Source organism: Bradyrhizobium jicamae (assembly GCF_001440395.1).
Taxonomy (GTDB): domain Bacteria; phylum Pseudomonadota; class Alphaproteobacteria; order Rhizobiales; family Xanthobacteraceae; genus Bradyrhizobium; species Bradyrhizobium jicamae.
Genome location: NZ_LLXZ01000159.1, coordinates 1 through 22,651, shown reverse-complemented (window position 1 = coordinate 22,651; position 22,651 = coordinate 1). Strand labels below are relative to the sequence as shown.

The following is a 22,651-nucleotide window of genomic DNA, read 5'->3' as shown; positions in this document are numbered from 1 at the left end:
TATGCTGACGCTCTCCCTAATAGGCATCGGTTGCGGCGATCCCGAGCACCTAACGCTTGCTGCGGTGCGCGCGATCAACGCCGCCGATCTCGTGCTCATCCCGCGCAAGGGGGACGTGAAATCTGATCTCGCTGAATTGCGGCGGACGATTTGCGCACAGGTGCTTAGGAACGACCGGACGCGCATCGCCGAGTTCGTCATACCCGTTCGTGAGGCCTACCAAGAGGATTACCGCAAAGGCGTGGACGAATGGCATGATGCCCTAGCCGCGACCTGGTCGCAGGAAATTGCGCAGCATCTCGGGAGTGAGGGGCGAGTTGCCCTGCTGATCTGGGGAGATCCTTCGCTATACGACTCGAGCCTGCGGATCGCGCGAAGGCTCGATCCGTCGCCAGCCATCGAAGTCGTCCCCGGCATCACGTCAATCCAGGCGCTTTGCGCGGCACATTCGCTGCCGCTGAATGACGTAGGCGAGCCTTTCCTGGTGACAACGGGACGGCGGCTGTGCGAAGGCGGCTGGCCGCACGGCACGAACACGGTGGTCGTGATGCTCGATGGCGGCGCGGCGTTTCAGTCGCTCGATCCGGCAGGGCTGCACATCTGGTGGGGCGCCTATCTCGGCATGCGTGAGGAGATCACGATGTCAGGTGCGCTGGCCGAAGTGGGTCCAATCATCGTCGCCGCGCGACAGCGGGCGCGCGGAAGGCATGGCTGGATCATGGACAGCTACATTCTAAAGCGCCGATCGTAGCGCTCCCGCGAACGGGCTGGCTCGCTAACGATAACATTTAACGGCAGGACAACATGCTGCCGGAGTGGGTCTACCAGGAGTGCCCCGACGTTTCGGCCATCCATCGCGATGCAGCGCTGGCCCGCCAGGCTGAACTTACCAAACCGGACGGCGCGCTCGGCCGGCTCGAGCATCTCGCGATCTCTGCAGCAATCACCTTCGCACGGCTTCCATATGCGTCCGATCACCAAGCTCAGCGGGAGCATCGGGAGGGTGAATTGTACCTCCAGGGCAGTCGACAACCGCATGCCGGGCCAGCAAAGGAAGCTCTCTCCTTCCATTCAGTATCTCCAAAGATGTGACCGCCATGTCGTGTTGCTCCAAAGCGGAGTTAGGGCACTCCCATTCCGCCATTGTCAATGCGAAGAGTTCGATGCGAACACGGCCTATGATATCTCGTACTCGCATTGGTCGAGCTCGCAAGGTACGATCAGTGGGGCGTCTCGAAAGGATTCGACCGTCATCGCCCGTTGTTCGCATCGCTTGATGGTGATCGCCGGCACGAGCTAGCGCTGATAAAGCGCCGTTGCCGAGCCCTCCAGCTGCCAGTGCGCTTCGCACATCGTGCGGTCTCCGGGCCGTGTCCAACCGATGATAACTTGGAGTGACTTCCTTGTCTTCTGCGAAAGTTTCGCGACCGATGTCGGGTCCTCGCGCTCATCCGACGTCCATCGATCATGTTGCGGCTGGGCACCAACAGTCCGGACCTGCTTTGGTTTTCGCCTTCGCGTGTAGAGCGCAGCGGCCGCCTGTCATCAGTAGCACGATGGATGGACGGCGCCATCCATGTTGACCAAGATCAATGGCGCTGCAGGAATTTCTGAGTACAATGGGCTGTTCGGTCATTTGGAGCCACGGGATGTCAGCAACCGAAATCGCAGCACGTCATTTCTCTGCCGCCATTGCGGAAGCGGAAGGCGCGGGCCACGCGACTGACAGCGTTTGCCGAGCCCTGCTCAGTCTTCTGGTCACGAAATATCTCGAGAGCCGGTCCGTTGCTGACGTTCAATCGGAGCTGCGCTTCATCGCCGACAATTGCGATCCCGACACGGATTTCATATTCATGCGGCCGTAGTGAGCTGTCGCCTATAATGCGTCGCGCTCACCCTGTCATTGCGAGCGTAGCGAAGAAATCCATCGTGCCGTGGAAAGAAGGAAGGATAGCTTCGGTCGTTGCCGGGGACCACAACTATGTGGCTTCATCTACCATGCCAGGCGCTCTCGTCTATCGTTCGGCTTGCGGCGACCTGTGGATTGATATCGACAAGCGAGCGGCATCGTCCTGCAGAGGCTAGATTCGTCGCGGCGCGCCTATCGCTGGCTCTACAGGGCGCTCCACACGTTGTATTTCCCGATCCTCATGAGTTACCCGCCGATCCGCAACACCCTGATCGTCGCCCTCTGCGTCTGCGGATTGTTGTTCTCAATAGCAGGCATAGTTATTGGCTGGCGTCGCTTGCGCTAATCTAGGCGCTATCCTCCGGCTATCCTTGAGGACGGCCGTCTCCATAATCCATCAGCCAAGATCACTCAGGTCGCCGATTAATGCCGCGTCCAATTCGCGTCAAGAAATTGACGTCGCCGTATCTTCATCTCGGCCAACCTAAGCTCGAATTGTGGCGCGATTGATATGACGGCAGTAGAGCCGGGGGCGAGCTCAATAGAAGATCGTTCAGCTGGACTACTGAAATCCCTTGAACCTCACGTGGCGTCAGGTTGTAGCCTGCAATATGACCAAACGTGCACGACGTAAGCGTCGATGGTCCATCGGCTCGCGTGGCGGCTTGGTTGCGGCATGAAAGGCAGTATGGAACGTGCCGCAAGGCCTAAGCGGCAATGCTTGAAAGAAAAACAAGAGGGAGTAAACGTCATGGCAACGATTGTGATGATGACGGCGCCGACTGCGCCCGCCGTATCAAAACCGTGGTACCGGATCCTCTACGTTCAAGTGCTGATCGCGATCCTGCTCGGCGCTCTCGTTGGTTGGCTCTGGCCAAATCTGGCTACCAATGACTGGATCAAGGCGCTCGGCGATGGCTTCATCAAGCTGATCAAGATGGTGATCGCGCCGATCATCTTCTGCACGGTGGTTTCGGGCATCGCCCATATTCAGGACGCCAAGAAGGTCGGACGTATCGGCATCAAGGCGCTGGTCTATTTCGAGATTGTCTCCACTTTCGCTCTGGTGATCGGCCTCGTCGTCGGCAATCTGGTGCGGCCCGGCGCAGGATTTGGCAGCGCCGCGGCGAACGCACAAGCTGTGGCCAACTACGCAAAGCAGGCGGAGGCGCAGAAGACCGTCGACTTCGTCCTGCACATCATTCCCGACACCGTGGTCGGCGCGTTCGCGCAGGGTGAGATCCTTCAGGTGCTGTTGTTCTCGATCCTGTTCGGCTTCGCACTCATGGGACTTGGCGAGCGCGGTAAAACCATCCGCACCTTCATCGATGACGCCGCGCATGGCGTGTTCGGCGTCATCTCGATCGTGATGCGGGCGGCGCCGGTCGGCGCGTTTGGCGCCATGGCCTACACCATCGGCAAGTTCGGTTCCGGTGCGATCCTAAATCTGATCGGGCTGATCGCGACCTTCTATGTCACGGCGGCGCTGTTCGTGTTCGTCGTGCTCGGCATTATCGCGCGGATAGCCGGCTTCTCGATCTTCAAGTTCCTGGCCTATATCAAGGACGAATTGCTGATCGTGCTCGGCACCTCCTCGTCGGAAAGCGCGTTGCCATCGTTGATGGAAAAGCTCGAGCGTCTTGGCTGCTCCAAATCGGTGGTCGGGCTCGTCGTGCCGACGGGATATTCGTTCAACCTCGACGGCACGAACATCTATATGACGCTTGCGACCTTGTTCATTGCGCAGGCGCTCGGTGTCGACCTGTCCTTCGGGCAGCAGCTGACTATCCTGGTCGTAGCCATGCTGACGTCGAAAGGCGCCTCCGGCATAACTGGTGCCGGCTTCATCACACTTGCTGCAACGCTCGCCGTGGTCGATCCGCGGCTGGTGCCGGGCATGGCGATCGTGCTCGGCATCGATAAGTTTATGAGCGAGTGCCGGGCGCTCACCAATCTCTGCGGCAATGGCGTTGCCTGCGTGATCGTCGCCTGGTGGGAAGGTGAGCTCGATCGCAAGAAGCTCAAGGCCAATCTCAACAAGCAGATCGATCCGACCGATCTCGAGACCGCGCTGACAACGGACTTGAATCGGTTTACGCCGCAATCAAACGATCAGGGCAAACTCAGGGGAATTGACAAGAGTCAGGGGCAAGCTCCACGGCTCCTCTGACGTTTCGCCCCAAGTCGTTTCTGATTTGGGAATTTGCGTTGGCGGCGGTATGGGCACTGGCAGTTGTCCGTGCGGATTTATGAAGGAGACGAAATTCTGTTGAAACTCGCCCGAGCAAAATGAACTTACTCGAGGGATAATTCCCATTGGAGGTTAGCTGGTTCGGATCCAACAGAGCCTGGGTGCCATCCCGCGTGGTTCGCGCGCCATGGAAGAAGGCAAACAGCATGACGCAACGGTTCGGTGACCAGAGGCACCGCTTTCATTATTGATGAGTGCCGAGCGAGCCGCTCGCCGCAATTGCGAAATTCTCGCATGCCGTCGATTTTGGTGGCGAGATTGCTCCTTTCCAGTCGCACCGCATGAGGCACTTTGGTCCAGGGCAGAACAGCTGCCGCCCGGAGCCGGCGGGGAGCTGTATCGTCGTTGTGGTTACGGATATCAAAGACGGCCCCGGTTCGATAGTTCAAGCATAGACAGACCCCTACAGGGCCCCTCTGGTAACGCAAGGTTCTTAGAATGCCCGCCGCTTGGGTAATTGAATGGGGCGTTCTTCGGGGCAGGAGGTAATCTGAACGTAAGGCGTGTGCGGACGACCGCGCTCACGCTGCCTATGAAAACGCCCTGCGAGCGCGGCGCAATACGCCACGAAGCAAACAGAGAAAATTGAAAGCAGAATCGGGAATAGCGTCATCTGGATATCTCAGTTTGCGGGGCGGTTGCGTCTTCCCAAACGCACTGTGGCGCCATCGGGAGTGCCGATTTTGCTAGGAAGATCGTACAGCCTGACGGTACGTACGATTCAAGCCCCCTCTAATGATCCCCCATAAAATATGTCCTAACTCTCGGCTTACGGATGCGCTGTTCACTCGCATTGCGTCGGCTGGAATTTTGCTTTTTCGGTCAAGGGCGCGATTCACCTTTTGTGAGGTGTCATTGGTAGCGTGACCGTGGAATACGCATAGGTTTGTAGGTTTTCAACCAGCGCTCACACGCGCCGTTTCGCGATGAAGGAACTGGTTTTTCCAAAAATCAATGCCAAGGGCATTGCTCAATGCAGCCTCCGCGGATTTGGTCGGCAAAATGCCCGAATGGTGGTGAGCAAAGCTAGGGAAGAGGCGTGCTCTGATGTCGATTTGGAAGCCACCCTCTTGCATTGTGCACTGCCAATGCATATTGTTGCGTTGCGGTAGCGCCATGCGCTATCGCTGCCCTCCTTGGGCGTTTCCTCCCTAGACTTGGGCCGCTTGTTCATTCAAGCGGCCCTTTTTTGTGTGCCGGGCATGATCGATGACCCGGATTTCAGACGAGCCAGCAGCCTGCCGGCAAGCCGACTGTCATGGTCTCTCACCGGGGCCGTACGGCCCGCTAACCCATCCTGCCAAACTTGGCTTTGTGGAGAGCGACGTTCTTGTTGTGCTTCCGGCACCGACTGGCAACCGAAAGGCCGAGCGCTGCTCCTTTAAAAATCCCGATGGTCTACTCGTCCTGAAAAGCGGCTTCGCTTCACGCTGAGACGCCGACTGTCGGAGTTACGACATGCCGCCGCGCCAACGACATCGCAAAACGAAAAAACTTGAAGATAAATCAAGTATCCAGCGTTTTTGGCACGCGCCTTGAAAGGGAGGAAGCCGTCCGGTTCGCCTGCTCAAGGAATCGCAGTGATGGCTTACGAGATTATCGCCTCCCAGTGCACCGTGTGTGGCGCGTGTGAGTTCGAATGTCCCAATGCCGCAATCACGCCCAAGAACGACACGTACATGATCGATCCGAAGAAGTGCACCGAATGCGATGAGCATTTCGACACGCCGCAATGCGCTGCCGTCTGTCCGATATCCGATACCTGCGTGCCAGCATAGAGGGGCGGCCGTGAGTTGGACGCGCGACAACATCGAGACTTCAGGCTTTCTGATCGGGTGCCTGATTGGCGTGGTCGCCCGCCCCCTTGCGGCGGCTAGGATAAGGGAGCTGGCACGAAGTACCCTCATCGGAAATCGCAGCTCTGTTTCCTGCGAGATCAGATTGAATGCCGGCTGTACAAGAGACGGTCGACCGTGTCTGGCGGATCGATGTCGATTATGGGTTCGAGACGTTTGTCGAGTCCGACAAGGCTCCGAAGAGGTCCTCGGAAGATACCGTCCGCTTCATCTAAGCGAAAAAGAACGCGCCCGCGTGGATGCTCAAGTGGCGTCTGGAGCTCTTCTGCCGCTCGCTGACCATGAACGAGCCGACTAGAGGCGGGGTAAACTACTAAGATCGACTAGCTGGAAATCTATTCTACGCGGCGCCGAAGCCCAAGAAGACGTTGTCTTCGATCGATGAGATCGATCCGGAAATCTCAAGACCTACGAGAAGCTCGGCATCCCCTGCGTGAGATGGCGATCCTGGAAGGGGTCGCACCGGCGCTAGGCGGAAAACCGTCGGAGCAGCGCATGATCGCCATCGACGCTCCGGGTTCGATCCGATCTCCGTTGTCACCACCTTCCATGAGGAATTGAAGAAAGCCGGCCTCGCGCAAGCTGAGCTCCTCGACCAACACCTGCGGGTCGGCGGCGACGATCTCGGTAGCTGGCTGGCCCGATAGCATTAGGATCATGATGGCGGCGAGGCCCGCACAATGTGCGCATCGCCGTCGCGGATGAAGGTGAGCACCGACCGGCCCTCTCGCGATGGTTGGTGGTGGCGAGCGGGACTTGGCTGACGCCAGCCCTGCATTGAATTCGCGCCGGTACGTGCTGCTTCGCAGCAGGCTCGCCACGTACCGCACCCTTCCGCGGCTTTGCGACGGAAAATCCGCGGTGCAAAGCCACGCCTAGTCACCGTTGTTTTGTTTCAAACAGGAACAAACGAGAGCGTCTCTAGGTCCCTTCGATGTCGGGTTTGCAACAACAGTCCAGCTCGCCGTGCGAACGCATTATCTACTTCTAAATGCGCTGATTTTTGCGTTCAGGCACTGCTGGCACGCTCGTTGCAGAACTCTTGGCCGAGCCGTCTCGAAATAGGAAACCTTTGAAGGATATCAGCATGAGTCTCGTCACGACGGGGAGTGTCGCAGAAATCAAGGCCCGCAATAAACAGCTTATCGAGGAAGTGCTGAAGGTCTATCCCGAGAAGACCGCGAAGAGGCGCGCCAAACACCTCAACGTGCACGAGGACGGCAAGTCCGATTGTGGCGTCAAGTCCAACCTCAAATCCATCCCCGGCGTGATGACGATCCGCGGCTGCGCTTATGCGGGCTCGAAGGGCGTGGTCTGGGGGCCGATCAAGGACATGATCCACATCAGCCACGGTCCGGTTGGCTGTGGCCAGTACTCGTGGGGCTCGCGGCGCAACTATTACATCGGCACGACGGGCATCGATACTTTCGTGACGTTGCAGTTCACTTCCGATTTCCAGGAAAAGGATATCGTGTTCGGCGGCGACAAGAAGCTCGCCAAGGTCATTGACGAGATCCAGGAGCTGTTCCCGCTCAACAACGGCATCACCATCCAGTCGGAATGCCCGATCGGCCTGATCGGCGACGATATCGAGGCGGTGTCCAGGGTGAAGTCGAAGGAATATGGCGGCAAAACCTTCGTGCCGGTCCGTTGCGAGGGTTTTCGTGGTGTGTCGCAGTCGCTCGGGCATCACATCGCGAACGACGCTGTGCGGGACTGGGTGTTCGACAAGATCACGCCCGAGAGCAAGTCGAAGTTTGAATCGACGCCCTACGACGTCGCGATCATCGGCGACTATAATATCGGCGGTGACGCCTGGTCGTCCCGCATCCTACTCGAAGAAATGGGCCTGCGCGTGATCGCCCAGTGGTCCGGCGACGGGTCGCTGGCCGAGCTTGAGGCAACGCCGAAGGCGAAGCTCAACGTGCTGCACTGCTATCGGTCGATGAACTACATCTCGCGCCACATGGAGGAGAAGTTCGGTATTCCATGGTGCGAATATAACTTCTTCGGGCCCTCAAAGATCGCGGAGTCGCTGCGCAAGATCGCCGGCTATTTCGATGACAGAATCAAGGAGGGCGCCGAGCGGGTGATTGCAAAATATCAGCCACTGGTGGACGCGGTGATCGCAAAATATCGCCCGCGCTTGGAAGGCAAAACCGTGATGCTGTTCGTCGGTGGTCTTCGTCCGCGTCACGTGATCGGCGCTTATGAGGACCTCGGAATGGAGGTCGCCGGCACCGGCTACGAGTTCGGCCACAATGACGACTATCAGCGCACCGCCCAGCATTATGTGAAAGACGGCACGCTGATCTATGACGACGTCACCGGATACGAGTTCGAGCGTTTCGTCGAGAAGATGCAGCCCGACCTGGTCGGCTCCGGCATCAAGGAAAAATATGTGTTCCAGAAGATGGGTGTGCCGTTCCGGCAGATGCACTCCTGGGACTATTCGGGTCCCTATCACGGCTATGACGGGTTTGCGATCTTCGCGCGCGACATGGACATGGCCATCAACTCACCGATCTGGAAGAAGACCAAGGCGCCCTGGAAGGACGTCGCCAATCCGAAGCTTCTGGCTGCGGAATAACCTGCCTGTCCGGCTCTCCGCGTGAGGGCCGGAGCCACACTGATCACGATTTTTCGAAAGGGACACCATGGCGCAGAATGCAGAACACGTGCTCGATCACTTCGAGCTGTTCCGCGGTCCGGAATACCAGCAGATGTTGGACAACAAGAAGAAGATGTACGAGAACCCCCGCGATCCCGCGGAGGTCGAACGCATCCGCGAATGGGCGAAGACGCCAGAATATCGCGAGAAGAACTTCGCGCGGGAAGCGCTGACGGTGAACCCGGCCAAGGCCTGCCAGCCGCTCGGCGCAGTGTTCGCCTCCGTTGGCTTCGAGGGCACGCTGCCTTTCGTACACGGCTCGCAGGGCTGCGTGGCCTATTACCGCAGCCATTTGTCGCGGCACTTCAAGGAGCCGAGCTCCTGCGTCTCCTCGTCGATGACGGAAGATGCTGCGGTATTCGGCGGCTTGAACAACATGATCGACGGGCTCGCCAACAGCTACAACATGTACAAGCCCAGGATGATCGCGGTCTCCACCACTTGCATGGCAGAGGTCATCGGTGACGACCTCAACGCCTTCATCAAAACGTCCAAGGAAAAAGGCTCGGTTCCGGCGGAGTTCGATGTGCCGTTCGCGCATACGCCAGCCTTTGTGGGCAGCCACGTCACCGGTTACGACAATGCGCTCAAGGGTATCCTGGAGCATTTCTGGGACGGCAAGGCCGGAACAACGCCGAAACTTGAGCGTACGCCCAACGAGAAGATTAACTTCATCGGCGGCTTTGACGGCTACACCGTCGGCAATCTCCGCGAGATCAAGCGCATCTTCGAACTGATGGGCATCCAGTATACCATCCTCGCCGACAATTCCGATGTGTTAGATACGCCGACCGACGGCGAGTTCCGGATGTATGATGGCGGCACTACGCTGGAAGACGCCGCGAACGCGGTTCACGCCAAGGCGACAATTTCGATGCAGCAGTGGTGCACGGAAAAGACGTTGCCGTTCATTTCCGATCATGGCCACGAGGTCGTGGCTTTCAACTATCCGGTGGGCGTGTCCGCAACGGATGAGTTCCTGATGGCCTTGTCGCGCATCAGCGGCAAAGATATCCCGGACAAGCTGGCGCGAGAGCGCGGCCGCCTGATCGACGCGATGGCTGACTCCAACGCGCATATCCATGGCAAGAAATTCGCGATCTATGGCGATCCAGATCTCTGCTATGGGTTAGCTGCCTTCCTGCTCGAACTTGGCGCCGAACCGATCCATGTGCTCTCCACCAACGGCAACAAGGCCTGGGAAGCGAAACTCCGGGCGCTGTTTGCGGGCTCGTCGTTTGGGCAGAACTGCCACGCCTATCCGGGGCGAGACCTCTGGCACATGCGCTCGTTGCTGTTTACAGAGCCGGTCGATTTCCTGATCGGCAACACGTATGGCAAGTATCTGGAGCGCGACACTGGTACGCCGCTGATCCGAATCGGCTTCCCAATTTTCGATCGGCATCACCATCACCGCTATCCGGTGTGGGGCTACCAAGGCAGCATGAACATCCTGGTGAAGATTCTCGATGCGATCTTCGAAGACATCGACAAGAAAACCAACGTTGCCGGCAAGACCGACTACAGCTTCGACATCATTCGTTGATGACGACGATATGCGCCATCGCCGGCGGACGAAAGCCTCGCCCGGCGATGGGGCGCGACGAACGAAGGGGTTAGCTGGGTACGAAAACCTCGGTTAAGGGGAGAGAGATGAGTTCGCTTTCGGCCGCCATTCAGGATGTCTTTAACGAGCCGGGCTGCGCCAAGAACGCCAACAAGTCGGAGGCCGAGCGCAAGAAGGGCTGCACCAAGCAGTTGCAGCCGGGCAGCGCCGCGGGCGGCTGCGCCTTCGATGGCGCAAAGATCGCGCTGCAGCCTTTTACCGACGTAGCCCATCTGGTGCACGGCCCGATCGCCTGTGAGGGTAATTCCTGGGACAACCGCGGTGCAGCCTCCTCTGGTGCCAGCATCTGGCGTACGGGCTTCACCACCGACATGAACGAAACCGACATCGTGTTCGGCGGCGAGAAGCGACTTTACCACGCAATCAGGGAGATCGTGGAGAAATACAACCCGACGGCGATCTTCGTCTATCAGACCTGCGTTCCCGCCATGATCGGCGACGACATCAATGCAGTCTGCAAGGCGGCTTCTCAGAAATTCGGCAAGCCGGTGATTCCGATCAATTCGCCCGGCTTCGTAGGTCCAAAAAGCCTTGGCAGCAAGCTTGCCGGCGAAGCCTTGCTTGAGCACGTCATCGGCACCGAAGAGCCGGACCACACCACGCCCTACGACATCAACCTGATCGGTGAATACAACCTGTCGGGCGAGCTTTGGCAGGTCAAGCCGCTGTTCGACGAACTCGGTATCCGCATCCTCTCCTGCATCTCGGGGGATGGCAAATATCGCGAAGTCGCCTCGTCGCACCGGGCGCGCGCTGCCATGATGGTGTGTTCAAAGGCGATGATCAATGTCGCACGCAAGATGGAGGAGCGGTACGGCATCCCATTCTTCGAAGGCTCGTTCTATGGCATCCAGGACTCCAGCGATTCACTGCGCGAGATTGCGCGACTTTTGGTCGAGCGCGGCGCGCCGGAAGATCTGATCGAGCGCACCGAGGCGGTGATCGCGCGCGAGGAGGCGCGGGTCTGGGCCGCGATCGAACCCTATAAGCCTCGATTTTCGGGCAAGAGGGCGTTGCTGATCACAGGCGGCGTCAAATCCTGGTCCGTGGTGGCGGCGCTGCAGGAGGCAGGACTCGAGCTGATCGGCACCAGCGTCAAGAAATCCACCAAGGAAGACAAGGAGCGGATCAAGGAGCGGATGGGCCAGGACGCCCACATGATCGAGGACATGAAGCCGCGCGAAATGTACAAGATGCTGAAGGACGCGAAAGCGGACATCATGCTCTCGGGCGGGAAGTCGCAATTCGTCGCGCTCAAGGCGGCGATGCCCTGGCTTGACATCAACCAGGAGCGCTATCACGCCTACATGGGCTATGTCGGGATGGTGAAGCTGGTCGAGGAGATCGACAAGGCGCTGTTCAACCCCATGTGGGAGCAACTCCGCCGCTCGGCGCCGTGGGACGATACAGCTAATAATCGGCAGCTGAAGGCCATTGCGCAGACCGATGCGCTCGCCGCCGAAATCGCTGCCGATCCTGCACTTGCCGACACGACCCGCCGCGCGAAAAAGATCTGTTTCTGCAAGGAAGTCAATCTCGGCACGATTGAGGATGCGATCCGCTCGCATGGTCTGACCAGCATCGAAGCAGTCAGACGGCACACCGACGCGGTCGGTGGCTGCTGCAAGAGGCGGATCGAAGACATCCTGGTGGCCATGCCGGTCTCCTCGCCGCCGGCGATGCTGCAGGCCGCGGAATAGGACGGCATCATGACCATCGTGACCGCGCCGAAGAAAGCCTGTGTGGTTAACCCGCTCAAGATGAGCCAGCCGATCGGCGGAGCATTCGCCTTCCTAGGGCTGCGTGGGGCGATGCCGCTTCTGCACGGCTCGCAAGGCTGCACATCATTCGGGCTCACGTTATTCGTGCGGCATTTCAAGGAGGCGGTACCGCTGCAGACCACTGCGATGAGCGAGGTGGCGACCGTGCTCGGTGGCTATGAAAATGTCGAGCAATCTATACTCAACATCTACAATCGGGCCAAGCCGGAGATCATCGGGATCTGCTCGACCGGGGTGACCGAAACCAATGGCGATGATGTCGACGCCTACATCAAGCTGATCCGCGACAGGCATCCGCAGCTCGCCAAGTTTCCTCTGGTCTATGTCTCGACGCCCGACTTCAAGGACGCGTTCCAGGATGGTTGGGAAAAGACGGTGGCGCGCCTGGTCGAGGTGCTGGTGGAGCCGCCGGCAGTCGAGACTGAGCGCGATCCCGCGCGGGTGAATGTCCTCCCCGGATGTCACCTGACGCCGGGTGATCTGGACGAACTCAGGACCATTCTGGAGGATTTCGGCCTTAAGCCATCCTTCCTGCCTGATCTGGCGGGATCGCTGGACGGGCATATCCCCGACGATTTCACACCGACGACCATCGGCGGCATCGGGGTCGACGACGTCGTGAGCATGGGCCGGGCCGGCTGGACCATTGCCATCGGTGCGCAGATGCGGCGGGCAGCGGAAACCATGCAGGCCAAGGCGGGGGTGCCATTCCGCCTGTTCGAGCGGCTTTGCGGACTTATCCCCAACGATCAATTCATCGCGTTCCTGAACGAGATCAGCGGACGCCCGATACCATTAAAATACCGGCGGCAGCGAGGCCAGCTCGCCGATGCCATGCTTGATGCGCATTTTCACATCGCCGGCCGGAGGCTCGCGATCGGCGCGGAGCCCGACCTGTTGTTCGATGTCTCCAGCATGCTGCACGAGATGGGCGCGCAGATCGCTGCGGCCGTGACTACGACGCAATCGCCAGTGCTGGAGCACGTCAAGACGAATGAGGTGCTGATCGGCGACCTCGAAGATCTGGAGGAACTCGCAAAGGCGCGCGCATGCGATCTTTTGATCACCCATTCTCATGGCCGCCAGGCCGCCGCACGGCTAAACGTTCCATTCTATCGCGCGGGATTTCCGATGTTCGATCGGATCGGCGCTGGGCACCAGCTATCCGTCGGTTATCGCGGTACGCGTGATCTGATCTTCGATATCGCCAATCTAATGATCGCCGACCGCGAGGAAAATCACCAGCCGACGCCCGATACCTGGCGATCACCGATGCCAGCCTGCAGGTCCGGCCGCCACAGCTTTATTGACGCGCCAGAAAGGTCGATTGCATGAAAGTCGCATTCGCTACCCAGGACTTGACGCGCGTCGATGCGCATTTCGGCTGGGCCAAGAACATTGCCATCTATGATGTTTGGCCGGACGGGCACGTGTTTCTGAAAGCGGTTCAGTTCGACGGCGATCTCAAGGAAGACGGTAACGAAGACAAGCTTGCGCCCAAGGTCGAGGCGATCAAGGATTGCACTATCCTCTATGTCGTTGCCATCGGCGGATCCGCCGCCGCGCGGGTGGTGGCGAACAATATACATCCCATCAAGGTGGACAAGCCCGAGAACATCCTGGCGTTGCTCGAAAAGCTCCAACTCGTGCTGAAGGGTACGCCGCCTCCGTGGCTGCGCAAGGCGCTGGCAAAGGGCCAGGAGCGCACGTTCGATTTCGAAAAATGAGGACGATATGACTGAGACAGTAGAAATACTGCAAGCCAAGAACGTCGCTCTCGATGCGCCGTTCGTCAAAGAGCTGGTCAAGATCTGGCGCGCTCAGGACATGCATGGCGCCTGGGAAGACAAGAGCGATGTCGATCTGCTCGAGCCCTACATACTCGATAGGGAGAAGCGGCGCGCCTTGCCGATCGTCGGCGATCCCGATCCGGATACGGTCTGGCGGTTGGAGCTGTTCTTCAATGCGGTTGCACTCTCGATCGAGAAGGCGACGGGTGTGATGATCCAGCCGATGCTGAAGATGCACCATGAAGGCTTTGGCCGCATGGTACTGATCGGCGGCCGGCTGATCGTAATAAGCAAGCAGCTGCGCGATATGCATCGCTTCGGCTTCGACAATCACTCAAAGCTGGCCGCCGAGGGTGGCAAATATGTCAGAAGCGGCATCAAGATGATCCGGAAATTTCCCGACGTGGCGAACTATTGAGGGGCAGCGCATGAGCGAACTTGAGACGCTGAAAGCAGAAATAAAAAAGCTGTCGACCAAGGCCACGCAGGCCAAGATGGATCTGCACGACCTTTCGGAGGAATTGCCCGTCAACTGGACTTCGATCATGGCGGTGGCGCAAAAGACGCACGATGCCTTTGCCGTGCTCGAGCGAAAGCGCGAGGATCTGAAGGCACTGGAAAAGACGTAAGGGGACCCAAGCATGTCATTTGCAACGCGCGATGGTCGGAACTGGACGCCCGATTACCTGATCTCGATCGATGTCAACCACTGCATCGGCTGTGGCCGCTGCTTCAAGGTCTGCGGTCGGAACGTCATGACGTTGAAGGGGATCAACGAGGAGGGCGCGCTTGTCGATCTCGATGATGACGACGATGAGATCGAGAAGAAGATTATCGTGATGAATGACCAGGGCGCCTGCATCGGCTGCGGCGCCTGCGCCCGAGTCTGCCCGATGGACTGCCAGACGCACGTGCCCGCCACGGCGGAAGCGGCTTAGCGGCGGCTCTGTCTACCGCACCCGTGGAGCGGGGTGAGGTAGACACCAAGCATGGGCGAGGGGGATTCTTTCTGTGCTGCGCTCGCGGATGAGCCCCTCGGCCGGCCCTGCCCCGAAGGGGAGTGGATCACTCAAATTCCCTGTTCGCGCGTTTCCTCATCGCGGCGATGCAAAACGTTCTTGATGGCGGTAGGATTGGCCAGCGTCGCGGTCCCGGCTTGCTTGAAAGAGGCGAACGCGATGTTCCCCTCCTCTCGCGTCAACGGCACGCGGCCGGCCATATGGGTAGCCTGCGGGACAGCGGCCAGGATGACACGCCGGCTCGGATGCGCACCTCCATCAGTTCAATCGCTTCGAGCTTGCCGTCGAGACAGATGGTAACCCACTATGCCTTTCTTTCGGATTTCTGATGTTCGCGTCCGCGCCGCAGCCCGGCAGTACAAAATAGATGTTTCCGTCGGGTGAAGCGAGCCCAATGGCTTGGTCAAGTGCTCCGAGCGCAAAATGTGGGTGAATTCCTATCTGTAAGCCGTTCCTCCGCTTTACGGCTGCGACCAAATCGTGGCTGTCCACTACGCGAGCGGCATTCGATTGCTTCATTGCCGATGTGAAGAAAGTTACGCGGCCTTCACGTCGCGTGCCCCGAAGCGCAACAACAGCTCCTCCACCTCTGCCGCTGGCTTTGCGCCGCTGAAGAGAAAACCTTGCACCTCGTTGCAACCTTCGATACGGAGCCAATCGAACTGCTCGACGGTTTCCACGCCCTCCGCCGTGATGGTGACGTTAAGGCTACGCCCCAACCCCGCGATCGCGCGCACGATGGCGACGCAGTCGGAGCGCTTGGCGAGGTCTTTCACGAAGGAACGATCGATCTTGATTTTGTCGAAGGGGAAGCTGCGCAAATAGCTCAGGCTCGAATAACCGGTGCCGAAATCGTCCATAGAGATGGTAACGCCAAGCTCGCGCAGCTGATGCAAGATTGCGAGATTGGCCTTCGTCTCCGCCAGAAAACACCGACTCGGTGATCTCAAGCTCGAGTCGCTTCGGCAATAGTCCCGAATTGGCCAGCGCCGAAATCACCACCTGCACCAGATTGCGGCTGCGGAATTGCACCGGTGACAGATTGACCGCGACCTTGACTTCGGGAGGCCACTTCACCGCCTCGTTGCAGGCTTCGCGTAGTACCCACTCGCCGATAGGTGTGATCAGCCCGATATCTTCGGCGACCGGGATGAACTCCGCTGGCGAGATCATGCCCTTCTCCGGATGGCGCCAGCGCAACAGCGACTCGAAACCGGAAATGCGGTTGGCTGCGACATCGACCAGTGGCTGATAATGTAGCTCGAACTCGGCATTGACAAAGGCGCGGCGCAGGTCGAGCTCCAACTCGCGGCGCTTCTGCGCTTGGCGGTCCATCTCACGCTCGAAGAAGCGGTGCACGCCGCGGCCATCCTCTTTGGCCCGATAAAGCGCCATGTCGGTGTTGCGCATCAACTCCTCGCTCGTTGCGCCGTCGCCCGGCAACAGCGCAATGCCGATAGAAGCGCCGATCACCATCTCAATGCCGTCGATCTCGTACGGCGCGCTGAGGCCCTTGATCAGCCGAGCAGCAAAGTCGCTGATCTCGTTCGGCGACACATCGGCGCCAAGGATGACGGCGAACTCGTCACCGCCGAGCCGCGCGGCCAGGCTGTTGCCGCGCAGCTGCGAGCGCAGTCTGTCGGCCACTTGCTTGAGCAGGCGATCGCCCATGGGATGACCAAAAGAATCGTTGACGTTCTTGAACAGGTCGAGGTCGATGCACAGCACCCCGACGCGCTTGTTGGTCAGCTGGCTTGCCCCCAGCGCCTCCTTCAGGCGCTCCTGGTAAAGCACGCGGTTCGCCAGATTGGTCAAACCGTCATGGTGCGCCAGGTAGGCTATGCGGGCTTCGGCGTTGCGCCGTTCGGTAATGTCGACGACCGCGAGCAGGTAGGCATCGCGGCCCTCGAAGATGAGGCGCCGCCCGAAGGTAAGCACGGAAATCTCTGAGCCCGTCGGCTTTCACATGCCGCCAATCCCGTTCGGATTGATAGGCGTCGCCGAGATGCCGCAGCGCCTGGCCATGGCTGACCCACTCGTCCTCCGGCCAGATCTCGTGGATCTTCATGCTCAGGAATTTCTCGCGGGCGTAGCCATAGTGCTGCACGGCCGCTTCATTGACCTTGAGAAAGCCGCCGGTCTCCGGATCAAACACCCACATCGGCATCGGGTTGGAATCAAACAGCAGCCGGAATGAGGCCTCGCGTCGCTTCAGCGGCGTAACGTCGGAAATCGTCAGCGACAGGATGTCGCTGACGGCGGTTGCGGCAAGCCGCAGGCTACGATCATCGCAGTCGATCTCGAACTGGTCGCGACCACCACCCACGACCACCTCGCGCAGCCGCACAAGCACGGCCTCGTTGCACAGCAGATGGCCGCCTTCGCTCAAACGGTGCCACTGCAGGCTTGGTGCAGACGCTTTGAGCAACTTTGCCGCGCTCTGATTGTGATGCACGATCTGGAAGTCGCACGGCTTGCCGCTCGCGTCGCGAATGGTCGAGAGCGAGATCACGCCGTCGTCAGTGGTGGAGAAAATCGCATCCAGGAGATTGTATTGCGCTCCGCTTTCGTTGACATAAATGCCGACAAGGATGCCGCCCCAGGGCGACACCGTCGGCAGCGCCAACACGTCATAGGTCCGCACCATGCCGTCGCGCACGCAGTGGCCAGAAGCAAGATGAGGACGGCTGTTCTTCACCGCACTCGATGCCGTCTCGCCGAGGACGGTGGCGCAATCGGGCGGCAGCGTGCCCATCGAAATGTTCCAGCACTCGGCGCCGAGCCATTTCTGCGCATAGCGCCCGGCGCGCGAGACGGCAAAGACATCACCATCGCTCTTGAGCAGCACGATGTGATCGGCAAGCCGGCCGAGGCTGCCGAGCATCACGTCTTCGTAGCGGGGAAGGCTCTCGCCGGGCTTGAGCGCAGCCTGCCATTTGCGCCGCGGCACCGGCACGTCTTTGAACATATTGATTTTTGCGGACTGCTTCCTGGCAGCACCCATAACACATCCCCGAATGCAAGCCGTCTCGATTTAACCATGGGTGGAGCGAACTAACGCGGTGTAAAAAAGCCGGCTCCTGGAAGTCAAATACTTGGTACGTTACGTACGAATGTGGTGCGCTGGCGCTGATGTGTCGGGCAGAGAACATACTCTTGAAGCGGTCTGTGAATACACCGCAAGGCAACGAGATGGCGCTGACGACTCCGGGCGCGCATGTCGGCAGCGTACAGCGTCGAAATCCGTCAAAAATTGCCACTGAACGCGGGATGCAAGCATCAATGCGCGGCCCATTGCATTAATCAATATTGAGATTTCGCTACAGTCAGCGGGATTGACCCAGCAGAAATCCGCAGACGAGCCGCACTATGACCGACCATTGGCCGCCGTCCTCGATGCGCGTGGCAGCTCCGGATATGCAGCTCTCAGGCGGGTGTTCGGCACACACTGATCTTCACCGGGCGGATACGCTGCGTCCCGATACGCGGTTCTTTGGCAAGAGTGCAATTCTGGCAGGTCTCGCTCTGCCAAATCACGAGGCAATGGCGGAACTCTTAGAGCCGATCATCCTAACAGAGCGTATGGTTCTGCAGGAGCAAGGAGGCTTCTTGATAACGTCTATTTCATAGAGTCTGGTCTCGTCTCGCTGAGGATTGTCGCAACGGGAAACGTTCTCGAAACGGCGATGATAGGAACCTTAGGGGGCGGTCGGCGCGTCGCTCTTAGTGGGAGGGCATCTTTCGATCCATCTATCTGTTGTACGCTTTACTGGAAGCGCGCAGAGGATCCGTGTCGAGCATTTGCGCCGGGTGATGCACGAGCGCCCTGACATCCGAGAGCAGCTTTTTCGGTACGTTCAAACGCTGACCTTGCATTGCGCTCACATGTTTCCAGTTGCCTATGATTACCTTTCGTCCGCGTTGGGATTGCGCCGCGCTGGGATAACAAAAACGCTAATCCAATTTGAAGAACAAGGGTGATTCGCAAGATGCGTGGCGTGTTGCAGGCGATGAACGTAAGTGCCGCGAACAAGAGGCACGCAGCTCGTGCAAGCTTATTTCAGGCCCTTAGGTCTCGCCTGAGTCTCGTGATGATTTCGGCAAGTGAGCTCGCGGGAGCGGTGAGATGAGCGATTTCAACCACGAACGCGTGCTGAGCGTCCAGCACTGGACCACCAATCTCTTCAGCTTCACCACCACGCGAAATCCATCGTTCCGCTTCCGCAGCGGGGAATTCACCATGATCGGGCTCAAAGTCGACGAAGTGCCTCTGCTGCGCACCTACAGCCTCGCCGGCGCCCATTACGAGGAGCGGCTGGAATTTCTCTCGATCAAGGTGCCGGAAGATCCCTTAACCTCGCGTCTGCAGCATTTGAAGCAGGGTGACGATATCATCGTCAGCCGCAAGGCGACCGGGACGCTAGTCATCGACAATCTCGAGGACGGGCGCAATCTTTATCTGATCGGTACCGGCACCGGGCTTGCTCCGTTCCTCAGCGTGATCAAGGATCCCGAAACCTATCTACGGTTCAAGTATGTCGTGCTGCTGCACAGCTGCCGCCGCCGTGCCGAGCTTGCCTATGGCGAAATGATCATGCAGAAGCTGCCAAGCGACAAGCTGCTTGGCGATTTCGTGCGCTACCAGCTTATCTATCATCCGATCGTGACGCGCGATCCCTTTCGCAGCGGCCGGATCACGGATCTGATCGCGTCAGGCAAGCTGTTTTCGGATATCGAGCTACCGGAATTCGATCCGCAGCATGACCGCGTCATGGTTTGCGGTAGCCCTGCGCTGGTGCGCGATACCCACGCGCTTTTGGTGGCGAAGGGCTTTGTCGAAGGCAATCACGGCGAGCCGGCGCAATTCGTAGTCGAGGAGGCGTTTTTCGATCTGCGCCCCAGGACGGCGGTTGGCCAAGGAGCATCGTTCGGCGCGCGGCGATTGCCTGCCGCTTTAAGTCCGCAATGCTGCAGGCGGCGTCCTCGCTCAATCCGTTCCTTGCTGACGCGCCCGAGGTAGCTGCCAGCGGCCGGGTGCGAGGATTGATGGATTCATGTCGGCATGCTCGATGCGTCACGCGGCGCGCGTCGGCTTGAAACTGACCGCCGCGGCGCTCCCTTGTGCGCATTAAGGGGGCTTCCTCGTAATCGAGGTAGAAGGCAAAGGGGGGCCGCGCAGCGCCACCGGAATGCAATGAAGATTGGAAGGCGATTGCGTCACGCGAGCATGCTCACAAAAGGGTCAGAGCCGGATGCCCGAGACGCAATGCGGCTCGGTGCACCAGAGTCGTCCCGTGGGTGTGAGCATGCTCGCCGCTGTGGGCCAACTGAATGGAACCGACCCGAACGAATAGGGATAAATTACAGTCTGAGAAAGAGGGGCTGACCTTGCGCTTAATTCATATTACGGATCTCCATTTCACACGAGGCAATGCGTTCCAAAAGGCGCTCACCGCATCGTTGTTGGTCGATGCGAAAACGCTTTATGATTCAGGGTTTGCGCCAGATTTCGTCTTATTTTCGGGAGACCTGGTCAACAATCCAGATGAAGCAGGAATTTACAAAGAGTGCGAAGAAGCGGTCATTCGACCGCTTCTCGACGTTTTCCGTCTAGCGCCAAGTCAGCTGATCCTGTGCCCTGGCAATCATGATGTAAGTCACCGCGCTCTAAAGGAATGGGCGGACGAGCGGACAAAGCTGGCCGGCGCGATGGCCGCTTCTCAGAGCCGCCTTGACCAGCACCTTACGCTCGCACCAACAGTTGCCTACGCGCGCGCATTGAGTGAAGACTTCTTTGATCTCTCGCGACGCTGCGGACATATATGGATCAATCCGTTTGCGCACTGCTACAATTTCCCGAAGCAAAGAGTTAGCTTTGTTTCTCCAATAGCGGTCACGGCTGTGGAACCGAAGGGTCTGCGTTTGATCGCGGGAAACTAAGCCTTTCAGGAAATCAAGCCCTCACTGCTTTTCAACAAGCATTCACTGGTCACAAGGTCTTTTCGCTCATGCACCACACTATAGCGGACTTAGCCGAGTCATGCTCTAGAGTGGTGGTTCCGATGTTATCGAAGCATTCGACGATGCATTGCTTCGGCCATGTTCACCAACCAAACCCAACCGTCGTTCTATCTTCAAGCGCTTCCTCGTTCATGGTTCAAGGAGGTGCCCTTTACGAGCGTGACGGCCAGTATAATGGATACTCCTACATTTCGATTTCTGATGATGGTTCCCATATCGTAGGTAAGTACCGCACGTACTACGTTGACCGACAAGAGTTCGACATCGGAACCAACGTTGCGCCCGACGGAGCGTTCTATAACCCACCAAATACAAAATCATTTTGGGATGGACTTCCCTTGCCGCCAACAAATGATGATGTATGCCTGTGGCTTCTGGAGACTGCCGATGCAGTAGCGAAAGAATTGAACGTTACAATAACCGGCAGGTTGCTTTCCGAGACTTTCGTTGAACCTTCGATCTCAAAGAGGCCCCATGCCGATGAGACGGCCAGCCGGAACGAACGGTCACTTTAGAAGATATTATTCGGTCAAGCGATCACGCTGTGATTTGTTGCGCCTCCGAATATGGCGCTACTTCTCTCCTCAGTTATCTTGTTATGAAGGTTCATTCCGAGTGCTTGAATTTGCCGAAGGCCATTGTACCAGCATTTATAGATGGACGTCGAATTCGAGCTTCATACGAAGCTTCGATAGCTTCGACGCTGAGAGCGGCACTACCGGAAAGCGATCAACGCCAGTTTAAGCTGGGGCCGATCCACGATGACGGCCGCCTCCTGGTCGTAATTGACGACGTGGATCCGACGAACAACTTGCACATCGGCTTCTTGACCGCAATCAGGCAGTATTATCCGCGCGCTAGGTTGATTGTCGCAGTCAAGTTGGATCTCATAAATACAGACAGCCTTCGCCCCGCCATAGGAATTGAGAAATACGATCTCTTACAGGTCGAGACTCTTACACGCGGTAAGGTTAGGGCGCTGGTCGAAAAGTGGCGCCTTCCGACCGCATATCCCACCGATACAGTTGTAGACGAGATTCACACTCGATTTCAGGCGCTAGGCATGCCTCAAACAGCGGCCTATGTGGCTATCTACTTGTCTGTATTGGAAAGTATCGAGGGCTATAATCCAATAAACTCCTCGACTGTAATCGAAACGTTTGTTGAGGCGTCCCTGCAAAAGTACAAACCTCAGTACATCTTCCGCAGTTCTTTTGATTACAGAAATCAAATTGATTATCTCGGCTTCATCGCCGAGCAGATGTGTCGCCAGAATATATTCTTGGTGCCATACGAGCAGATTTATTCATGGACAAAGGATCACTTTGAGAGAATTGGGGTCGAGCATGATCTTACAAAACTAATACGACACTTTGTGGAGAATAAAGTCTTCGCCGACGAAGGCAACTTCCTCTACTTCCGTTACAACATCTTCCCTTCGCTTTTTATCGCGCATCGAATGCGGGAATCGAGCGTCTTCTTGCAGTGGTTGCTCGAAGACTATCGCTTCACAAACTTCGTTTCTGAGCTCGATATCTATTTTGGACTATCGCGAGGTGACGCTCACACTCTTGAATTTCTTTCCGAGCGCTTCCGAGAATTGTCGGAAAGCTTTGAAAGCGAAGTTCGGCCTCTCGCGTTAACGGATAGACTCGAAAAGTTGTCCATTCCCGCCGCTAAGAAGACTGATACGGAAGAATTTACGGCAAGCATTCAACGCCAGCTT

Annotated in this window: 16 protein-coding genes and 6 pseudogenes; 19 read left to right on the top strand and 3 right to left on the bottom strand. The window is 58.0% G+C overall.

Features of this window, described 5'->3' with window-relative positions; translation table 11 throughout:
- Position 1: 1 nt before the first annotated feature.
- From cobF to CQ12_RS25985, 5 genes and pseudogenes are all read left to right on the top strand, one after another.
- Positions 2-751, top strand: a complete 750-nt coding sequence (gene cobF / locus CQ12_RS26000; protein ID WP_057838142.1) for a precorrin-6A synthase (deacetylating) — start codon at positions 2-4, stop codon at positions 749-751.
- A gap of 53 nt (positions 752-804) precedes the next feature.
- Positions 805-942: pseudogene (locus CQ12_RS46710) on the top strand (nicotinate-nucleotide--dimethylbenzimidazole phosphoribosyltransferase); the annotation flags it as partial.
- Between the two features lie 650 nt (positions 943-1,592).
- Complete coding sequence (locus CQ12_RS25990; RefSeq protein ID WP_245310154.1) at positions 1,593-1,865, top strand: hypothetical protein; 273 nt, start codon at positions 1,593-1,595, stop codon at positions 1,863-1,865.
- A 91-nt stretch (positions 1,866-1,956) separates the two neighbouring features.
- Positions 1,957-2,255: pseudogene (locus CQ12_RS47765) on the top strand (PepSY domain-containing protein); the annotation flags it as partial.
- A gap of 405 nt (positions 2,256-2,660) precedes the next feature.
- Positions 2,661-3,992: pseudogene (locus tag CQ12_RS25985) on the top strand (dicarboxylate/amino acid:cation symporter); the annotation flags it as partial.
- Positions 3,993-5,056: 1,064 nt separating this feature from the next.
- On the opposite strand, the gene CQ12_RS44225 reads toward CQ12_RS25985, so the two are convergent.
- Positions 5,057-5,278 carry a hypothetical protein gene (locus CQ12_RS44225; RefSeq protein WP_157088509.1) on the bottom strand — a complete coding sequence of 74 codons (222 nt, stop codon included), beginning with the start codon at positions 5,276-5,278 and terminating at the stop codon, positions 5,057-5,059.
- Positions 5,279-5,743: 465 nt separating this feature from the next.
- Here CQ12_RS44225 and CQ12_RS25980 point away from each other — a divergent pair, with 465 nt between their 5' ends.
- The 10 genes and pseudogenes from CQ12_RS25980 to fdxB all read left to right on the top strand — a co-directional run bounded on the left by CQ12_RS25980 (position 5,744) and on the right by fdxB (position 14,823).
- Entirely contained in the window at positions 5,744-5,938 is a 195-nt protein-coding gene (locus CQ12_RS25980) for a 4Fe-4S dicluster domain-containing protein (RefSeq protein ID WP_057838139.1), read from the top strand.
- 167 nt (positions 5,939-6,105) lie between these two features.
- Positions 6,106-6,591, top strand: a pseudogene (locus CQ12_RS44220) (Fe-S cluster assembly protein SufB); the annotation flags it as partial.
- Between the two features lie 512 nt (positions 6,592-7,103).
- A complete protein-coding gene (nifD, locus tag CQ12_RS25970) occupies positions 7,104-8,606 on the top strand; it encodes a nitrogenase molybdenum-iron protein alpha chain (RefSeq protein WP_057838200.1) in 1,503 nt (500 codons plus the stop codon).
- 67 nt (positions 8,607-8,673) lie between these two features.
- On the top strand, positions 8,674-10,233 hold the full coding sequence (gene nifK, locus CQ12_RS25965) for a nitrogenase molybdenum-iron protein subunit beta (RefSeq protein WP_057838137.1): 1,560 nt from the start codon (positions 8,674-8,676) through the stop codon (positions 10,231-10,233).
- Positions 10,234-10,340: 107 nt separating this feature from the next.
- Positions 10,341-12,014, top strand: coding sequence for a nitrogenase iron-molybdenum cofactor biosynthesis protein NifE (gene nifE, locus CQ12_RS25960; protein WP_057838136.1), 1,674 nt, complete (start codon positions 10,341-10,343; stop codon positions 12,012-12,014).
- A gap of 9 nt (positions 12,015-12,023) precedes the next feature.
- A complete protein-coding gene (nifN, locus tag CQ12_RS25955; protein ID WP_057838135.1) occupies positions 12,024-13,430 on the top strand; it encodes a nitrogenase iron-molybdenum cofactor biosynthesis protein NifN in 1,407 nt (468 codons plus the stop codon).
- Positions 13,427-13,822: a nitrogen fixation protein NifX gene (gene nifX / locus CQ12_RS25950; RefSeq protein ID WP_057838134.1), complete on the top strand. Its 396-nt coding sequence runs from the start codon at positions 13,427-13,429 to the stop codon at positions 13,820-13,822. The genes nifN and nifX overlap by 4 nt, the downstream gene beginning before the upstream one ends.
- Positions 13,823-13,829: 7 nt before the next feature.
- Positions 13,830-14,303 carry a NifX-associated nitrogen fixation protein gene (locus CQ12_RS25945; protein ID WP_057838133.1) on the top strand — a complete coding sequence of 158 codons (474 nt, stop codon included), beginning with the start codon at positions 13,830-13,832 and terminating at the stop codon, positions 14,301-14,303.
- Positions 14,304-14,313: 10 nt separating this feature from the next.
- Positions 14,314-14,514, top strand: a complete 201-nt coding sequence (locus CQ12_RS25940; protein WP_057838132.1) for a CCE_0567 family metalloprotein — start codon at positions 14,314-14,316, stop codon at positions 14,512-14,514.
- 12 nt (positions 14,515-14,526) lie between these two features.
- Positions 14,527-14,823, top strand: a complete 297-nt coding sequence (gene fdxB, locus CQ12_RS25935) for a ferredoxin III, nif-specific (RefSeq protein WP_057838131.1) — start codon at positions 14,527-14,529, stop codon at positions 14,821-14,823.
- Between the two features lie 131 nt (positions 14,824-14,954).
- On the opposite strand, the gene CQ12_RS46700 is transcribed toward fdxB, so the two are convergent.
- Both CQ12_RS46700 and CQ12_RS25925 read right to left on the bottom strand, forming a co-directional pair.
- The gene (locus tag CQ12_RS46700) at positions 14,955-15,104 is read right to left on the bottom strand and encodes a hypothetical protein (protein WP_245310152.1); all 150 of its coding nucleotides are present in this window, start codon (positions 15,102-15,104) and stop codon (positions 14,955-14,957) included.
- A 336-nt stretch (positions 15,105-15,440) separates the two neighbouring features.
- Positions 15,441-17,908 (bottom strand): annotated as a pseudogene (locus tag CQ12_RS25925) (putative bifunctional diguanylate cyclase/phosphodiesterase).
- A gap of 1,122 nt (positions 17,909-19,030) precedes the next feature.
- On the opposite strand from CQ12_RS25925, the pseudogene CQ12_RS25915 reads away from it, so the two are divergent.
- From CQ12_RS25915 to CQ12_RS25905, 4 genes and pseudogenes are all read left to right on the top strand, one after another.
- Positions 19,031-19,789: pseudogene (locus CQ12_RS25915) on the top strand (ferredoxin--NADP reductase); the annotation flags it as partial.
- 446 nt (positions 19,790-20,235) lie between these two features.
- Positions 20,236-20,844, top strand: coding sequence for a metallophosphoesterase family protein (locus CQ12_RS25910; protein WP_057838129.1), 609 nt, complete (start codon positions 20,236-20,238; stop codon positions 20,842-20,844).
- A 122-nt stretch (positions 20,845-20,966) separates the two neighbouring features.
- Complete coding sequence (locus CQ12_RS44215; RefSeq protein ID WP_157088508.1) at positions 20,967-21,440, top strand: hypothetical protein; 474 nt, start codon at positions 20,967-20,969, stop codon at positions 21,438-21,440.
- A gap of 110 nt (positions 21,441-21,550) precedes the next feature.
- A partial coding sequence (locus CQ12_RS25905; protein ID WP_157088507.1) for an STAND family AAA ATPase occupies positions 21,551-22,651 on the top strand: 1,101 nt, incomplete at its 3' end.